This is a genomic window from Candidatus Poriferisodalis multihospitum (assembly GCF_028283155.1).
In the GTDB taxonomy this organism is placed as follows: Bacteria; Actinomycetota; Acidimicrobiia; order Acidimicrobiales; family Poriferisodalaceae; genus Poriferisodalis; species Poriferisodalis multihospitum.
Window position 1 is genome coordinate 1 of the sequence record NZ_JAPYOK010000066.1, and the last position, 6,522, is coordinate 6,522.

6 protein-coding genes are annotated in these 6,522 nt (G+C 68.1%); 3 read left to right on the forward strand and 3 right to left on the reverse strand.

All coding sequences use genetic code 11. The features are described from left to right. The coding region (ald, locus tag VI480_RS06005) for an alanine dehydrogenase (protein ID WP_323671915.1) at positions 1-1,090 on the reverse strand (1,090 nt) is incomplete at its 3' end. A gap of 100 nt (positions 1,091-1,190) precedes the next feature. Here ald and VI480_RS06010 point away from each other — a divergent pair. Both VI480_RS06010 and VI480_RS06015 read left to right on the forward strand, forming a co-directional pair. Next, on the forward strand, positions 1,191-1,784 hold the full coding sequence (locus tag VI480_RS06010) for a class I adenylate-forming enzyme family protein (protein WP_323671916.1): 594 nt from the start codon (positions 1,191-1,193) through the stop codon (positions 1,782-1,784). Next, complete coding sequence (locus tag VI480_RS06015; protein ID WP_323671917.1) at positions 1,700-2,626, forward strand: AMP-binding protein; 927 nt, start codon at positions 1,700-1,702, stop codon at positions 2,624-2,626. The genes VI480_RS06010 and VI480_RS06015 overlap by 85 nt, the downstream gene beginning before the upstream one ends. A gap of 70 nt (positions 2,627-2,696) precedes the next feature. Here VI480_RS06015 and VI480_RS06020 read toward each other — a convergent pair whose 3' ends face one another. Beyond that, on the reverse strand, positions 2,697-3,683 hold the full coding sequence (locus VI480_RS06020; protein ID WP_323671918.1) for an NADPH:quinone oxidoreductase family protein: 987 nt from the start codon (positions 3,681-3,683) through the stop codon (positions 2,697-2,699). A 162-nt stretch (positions 3,684-3,845) separates the two neighbouring features. Between VI480_RS06020 and VI480_RS06025 the strand changes: the two genes are divergently transcribed. Continuing rightward, positions 3,846-4,874: an isopenicillin N synthase family dioxygenase gene (locus VI480_RS06025; RefSeq protein ID WP_323671919.1), complete on the forward strand. Its 1,029-nt coding sequence runs from the start codon at positions 3,846-3,848 to the stop codon at positions 4,872-4,874. Positions 4,875-4,905: 31 nt separating this feature from the next. On the opposite strand, the gene VI480_RS06030 is transcribed toward VI480_RS06025, so the two are convergent. Then, on the reverse strand, positions 4,906-6,522 hold a 1,617-nt coding region (locus VI480_RS06030; protein ID WP_323671920.1), incomplete at its 5' end, for a CoA transferase.

The window sequence follows — 6,522 nt, forward strand, 5'->3', positions numbered from 1 at the left end:
GGTCGGTGTAGGGGAGGTCGAGGGCGGCGGCTACGTGGGGCTCGGTGACGTGGCCCTTGTAAACGTTGAGGCCGGCTCGCAGGTGGGGGTCGGTGCGCAGGGCGTCGAGGCCGTTTTCGGCGATGGCCAGCACCCTCGGCAGGGTGGCATCGCTGAGCGCCCGAGTGGAGGTGACGGGGACCGCGCCTGGCATGTTCGCCACGCAGTAGTGGACGATGCCGTCGACCACGAAGGTCGGGTCGGCGTGCGTGGTGGGTTGCGACGTCTCGAAGCAGCCACCTTGGTCGATGGCCACGTCCACCACCACCGAGCCGGGTCGCATCTGGCTGATCATCTCGGCAGTCACCAGCTTGGGTGCCCGGGCGCCGGTCACCAGCACAGCGCCGATCACCAGGTCGGCACCCAGCACCTCGGTCTCTACGGTTGCCCGGGTGGACGTCACGGTGACCACTGACGCGCCGAAGCGCTGCTCGAGATGGTCGAGGGCAGCGGGGTCGATGTCGAGCACTCGCACATCGGCACCCATGCCGATGGCGATCTCGGCGGCGTTCTCGCCGACCACGCCCCCGCCGATGATCACGACCCGGGCCGGCGGCACGCCTGGCACACCGCCGATCAGCAGGCCGATGCCCCCGTGGGCGGTCTCCAAGGCCCAGGCGCCGGCCTGCACGGCGAGTCGGCCAGCCACCCGCGACATCGGGGCTAGCAGCGGCAGGCCGCCACGCGAGTCGGTCACGGTCTCGTAGGCGACGCACGCCGCGCCCGAGTCCACGAGATCCGACGTCTGATCGGGGTCGGGCGCAAGGTGCAGGTAGGCGAAGAGGATCTGGCCCTCGCCGAGCATCTTGCGCTCCGACGCCTGCGGTTCTTTGACCTTCACGATGAGCTCAGCCTTGGCCCACACCTCGCTGCAGCCGCCGACGAGCGCACCGGCAGCCTCGTACTCGGCATCGGACACACGGATGCCTGCGCCGGCGCCGCTCTCCACGAGCACCTGATGGTCGTGCAGCACGAGCTCGCGCACGGCGTGCGGCGTCAGCCCGACGCGTTGCTCGCCCGCCTTGAGCTCACGAGGCAATCCGATCAGCATGCGGTCACCTCCCAAGCAGGCGCCCAACTCCCCCAGCGCCCGCTGAGGGGGCGCACCCCGTTCGGGCCAACAAGCCCGGGCGAAGTCTACGATTCCGCCGATGGGCACCCGTGACCAGGGGACCGACACCCACACCGCGGACGGCGGCGGTGTCACCACCGACGGCTGGACCCTGCCAGCGCTCGTTCACCAGGCGGCGGCTGCTCACGGCGACCGCGAGTTTCTGTCATTCGAAGACGGCCGCACACTCAGCTTCGCCGAACTCGACCGCCAGACCGACCGGCTCGCCACGGCGCTTGCTGATCTCGGGCTGCGGCCGGGTGACCGTCTGCTGGGTTTGCTCACCAACAGCCTCGAGTTCATGCTGCTGATGATCGCCACCCACAAACGGCGGGCGATCTTCGTGCCCGTCAACACCGACTTGCGCGGCACCTTCCTGGAGCACCAGGTCAACAACTCAGAGCCGCGCATCGTGGCGGTCGACCACGGGCTGCTGGAACGCTTCGATGACATCGAGCCGGGCTCGCTGGATGCGTCCAAGTCGGCCGCGTCAGAGTCGGACATTCAGGCCACTGCTGCATGCCGCTGTTCCATGCGAATGGCCTGTTCATGCAGGTCTTTGCGTCGCTGCACGCCGGCGCCTCGGTCTACGTGGAGAAGCGGTTCAGTGCCGGCAAGTGGCTCGACGCGGTGAGGCGACACCAGATCACCTTGACCAATGCCCTCGGCGTCATGCCCGAGTTCATCTGGCGCAGCGCCCCGACTGACCGCGATCGAGACCATCAGCTGCGGGCCGTCATCGCCCTGCCCGTGGCGGCGGAATGGGCCGCGGCGTTCGAAGAGCGGTTCGGCGTGCGGATCATGCAGGGCTACGGCATGACCGAGGTCAACATGGTTGCGTTCACCGACTTCGACGACCCGGTGATGGCGGGCTGCGCCGGCCGGCCGCTGGCCGACTACTTCGACGTGATCGTGGCCGACCCCGAAACCGACCAGCCGATCGCGCCGAACGAAACCGGCGAGATCCTGGTGCGCCCCAAGGTGCCGTTCTGCTTCAACGTGGGCTATCACCGCATGCCCGAGCGCACCGTGGCCGCGTGGCGGAACCTGTGGTTCCACACCGGCGATGCGGGCAAGCTCGACGACGCCGGGCGCCTGCACTTCGTGGATCGGCTGAACGACCGCATCCGCCGGCGCGGCGAGAACATCTCCAGCTACGAGGTGGAGACGGTCATCAACGGCTACGACCGCGTGATCGAAAGCGCCGTTGTCGGCTTGCGCGTCGAAGGCGCCGGCGGCGAGGACGAGGTGCTGGCCGTGGTCGCCGTCAGCGGACCAGCCCCCGATCCGGTCCACTTCCTGGACTGGTGCGTGCCGCGCATGCCCCGCCACAGCGTCCCGCGCTTCCTGCACTTCGTCACCGAGCTTGACAAGACCGCATCAGGCAAGATCCGCAAGCAGGCCATCCGCGACGCAGGCGTCACGCCGCAACTGTGGGACCGGGAGTCGGTCGGTTACATCGTGGCCCGCGACTGAGCGGGCACAGCCAGCACAGCGGCCCGCGACTGAGCGGGCACAGCCAGCACAGCGGCCCGCGACTGAGCGTCTACAGGTCGGGACGGAGCAGGACGCGGCCAGTCGTGCGACGTTCGTGCAGGTCTCGCAGGCCGTCGATGAGGCCGTCGAGCGGCAGCTCCTGGCTGACGAGCGGGTCGAGCGTGCCGTTGGCCACCTGCGGCCAGATCTCGGCGTAGCACTCGTCGAGCACCTCGTCCTTGCGGCCGCGGTAGCCGCCCATGTGCACGCCGACCACCGAGTAGTTCTTGACCAGCAGGTGGTTCGCGGGCGCCTGCGGGATGGTGCCGCTGGCGAAACCGACCACCAGCAGCCGGCCTTCCCAGGCCACCAGCCGCCGCGCTACGTCGAAGTACTTGCCGCCGACGGGGTCGTAGATGATGTCGCAGCCCCGCCCCCCGGTGGCATCCATCACCGACTGGTACAGATCGTCGTTGTCGTAGTCGATGACGATGTCCGCGCCGAGCTGACGGCAGGTCTCCACCTTCACAGGCCCACCTGCGGCAGCGAGCACGGTGCAGCCCGCGGCCTTGGCCATCTGCACCGCAGCCGAGCCGACGCCGCCAGCCGCAGCCAGCACCAGCACCGTCTCGCCGGCCTGCATCTGCCCGCGCCGGTACAGCGAGAACCACGCCGTGCCGTAGATCACGTTGGCGGCACACGCGGCAGGGATCGACACATCGTCGGGCACATGCCGTGCCGTGGCACCCCTGATGAGCGCTTCGCTGGCATAGCCGCCCCAGCTGCCGACGCCCGAGCCGATGACTCGGTCACCGACTGTCAGGTCGCACTCGGGGCCGACCGCCACCACCGTGCCCGAAGCTCCCATCCCGGGCGTGAACGGCGGGTCCCACCGTTCCTGGTACGTGCCCTGGCAGTGCAGGATGTCCGCGAAGTTGAGATCGGTGGCTTCCACGGTGATGCGTGCCTGGCCCGGACCGGGTTCGGGTGAGTCGTACTCGCCCAGCTCCAGCACGTCCCACGGATAGCCCAGCTCGTTCAGTCGCCACGCTCTCATCGGTTCCCCTTGAAGTCGCTCGTATCGCTGATCGGGCAGGCTCGATGCAGCCGATCCGATCCGGCAGAACCGTACCAACGGCCCGTCGCGCGTTCAGGAGCTCAGCGCCTCCGACGCACCAGCCGCCGCACGCGTACGCTCGGGAGAGCGCAAGGAGGCACCGTGGCGCTCACGACGCAGGACCGCAGCACCTCACCGCCGCCGGAGCGGCAACCGGACGAGAACGCGGACAGCAGTTCCGACGTCATTCCGGTCTTGGACCTGGCGCCGCTCAACGACGCGGTGCCCGATGCCGCAGCCCAAGCTGCCCTCGCCACCGAACTGCGCGACGCCCTCACCGAGGTGGGCTTCTTCTTCATCGTCAACCACGGTGTGCCAGCCGAGACCATCGAGCACATGTTCGACGAGGCCCGTCGCCTGCATGCGCTCCCGCAGCCGGTGAAGGACTCGATCCCGATGGGCAAGCTGGCAGGCGGCTATCTCGGCATGGGCGGCGGCACGTCATACGCCTCCGACATCGCGGGGCCGGTGCGCAAGCCGAACCAGAACGAGGCGTTCTTCTGTCACCGGCACGGCTACCACACCGAGAATCAGTTCCCGCCGCTCGAGGACTTCGCACAGAGCTGCGAGAGCTACATCGACCAGCTGATCGCCCTGGGCTCACGGATGCTGCCGATCCTGGCGCTGTCGCTCGACCTGCCCCCCGACTACTTCGACCCGCACTTCGATGAGCCCAGCGTGACGCTGCGCATGTCGCACTACCCGCCGATGGACTACGACGACAACGAGTGGGGCCTCGCGCCGCACACGGACAGCTCGGTGTTCACGTTCCTGCCGGCCAACGATGTGCCGGGGCTGGAGATCCGCCCGGCCGGCTACGACTGGATCTCGCCGCCACAGATGGCGGGCTCGTACCTGGTCAACAGCGGCGACATGCTGAAGCGCTGGACGAACAACGTGTACCTGTCAACCGCACACCGGGCGCGCAACCTGTCGGCCGGCGACCGGTACGCAGTGCCGTTCTTCTACGGAGCCCGCGACGACGCTCTGGTCGACCCGGTGCCCACCACGGTCAGCGACGAACGCCCGGCTCGCCACGAGCCGGTCACCTACGGCGACTACCAGCGCTGGTTCCTGAACCGGAACTACGAGAACGTCACCGGCGAGAAGGTCGGCACGTTCGAGGGCTGAGCGCCGGCGCCCCGACTGAGGGCGCAGGCAACTATTCCAGCACGCCCGCCACGGCCAGCTCGGAGATCCGATCCTGGTCGTAGCCGAGCAGCTGCTCCAGCACCACGAAGGTGTGCTCGCCATAGGTCGGACCCGCACGATCGATGCCGTCTGAGCTGCGCGACATGGCGAACCGCGCTCCCTCGACCCACATCGTCCCGTTGCTGCCATGCGGCACGTTGCGGAAGTGGTTGCGGTGCGCCAGCTGCGGGTCGTTGGTCATCACTTCGGAGTTGGCGACGGCGTGGGCCGGCACGCCGGCTGCCTGCAGCTCGACATGCGCTTCGACGTTGTCTCGCACCGAAGTCCACGCGGTAATCCGGTCTGCTATCTCGGCGGCACGTTCACGCCGTTCCTCGACGCCCAGACCAGCCATGTCGTCGGCACCGATGACGCCGCACAAACCTGCCCACTGGTCGTCGTTCTCGCAGGCCACGGCAATCCAGCGGTCGTCACCCGCCGATGCGAACACCCCATGGGGCGACATTGCCGGATGGTCGTTGCCCATCTTGTCGGGCAGGTGCGCGTTCACGTCGTAGTCGAGCACTGCCGGTGCCAGGAAGGTCATCGACGATTCGGCCTGCGACAGGTCGATGTACTGGCCCTCGCCGGTGCGGTCGCGATGGTCCAAGGCGGCCAGCAGAGCAGCGCTGAGGAACTTGGGCGACACGTAGTCGGTGTAGGCACCGAACACGCCAGCGGGATCGCGATCGGGCCAGCCAGTCATCTCATAGAAGCCCGACATGGACGCACCCATCGTGCCGAAACCGGCCAGCGACGAGAGCGGCCCGCTCTGGCCGAACAGGCAGCTCGACGCCATGATGATGTCGGGCTTGACCGCTCGCAGATCCTCATAGGCCAGGTTGAGGTCGGCCAACGCATGGGGCGAGAACGACTCGGTGACAACGTCGGCCCAGCGCACCAGATCCAGGATGAGATCACGGCTCTCAGGCTTGGAGATGTCAATGGTGATGCCGAGCTTGCTGGCGTTCATGTTCTGGTACAGACCGCCGTTCTCCGCACCCGCCTCGTCGTTGAGGAACGGCTGGATGGTGCGGGCTGCTTCCACCTTGTGGGTGGACTCCACCCGCACCACCGTGGCGCCCCAGTCGGCGAGCTCGCGCGTCGAGCCCGGCCCGGCCATCACCCACATGAAGTCCAGGATCTTGACGTCTGCCAGCGGCAGTGCCGGGTCGCGGTGACCTGCCGCGGCAGCAGCCACCAAGCCCTCGGAGGTAGCCGCCGACGCCGGAGCGCCCACGTCGGCGAGCACCTCGTCGGTGTGCTGGCCGACCGATGGAGGCGGCGTCGAGACATCCAGCGGCGTGGAGCTGAATCGAGCGCACGGGCCGGGGTAACGCACCGAGTCGAGGCCGCCGGTGGGAATGTCGCGCCAGAAACCCCGCTCGGCGTACTGGGGCGACTCGACCACGTCTGCGACCGTGGTGATCGGCACAATCAGCAGGCGTTTGTCGAGCGCCACTTCCAGCAGATCGGCCTTGGTGCGGGTGGCGGTGAAGTCGGCAGCCACCTGCTGGATGCGCTCGTACTCGGTGGGCGGGATGCGCCCGGTGATCACGCCCTCGACGAAGTTGATCCAGTCGATCTC

Excerpts from the sequence above, each read along its gene's own strand:
- VI480_RS06010 (WP_323671916.1), top strand. The coding sequence starts at position 1,191 with ATGGGCACCCGTGACCAGGGGACCGACACCCACACCGCGGACGGCGGC.
- VI480_RS06015 (WP_323671917.1), top strand. The coding sequence starts at position 1,700 with ATGCAGGTCTTTGCGTCGCTGCACGCCGGCGCCTCGGTCTACGTGGAG.
- VI480_RS06020 (WP_323671918.1), bottom strand. The coding sequence starts at position 3,683 with ATGAGAGCGTGGCGACTGAACGAGCTGGGCTATCCGTGGGACGTGCTG.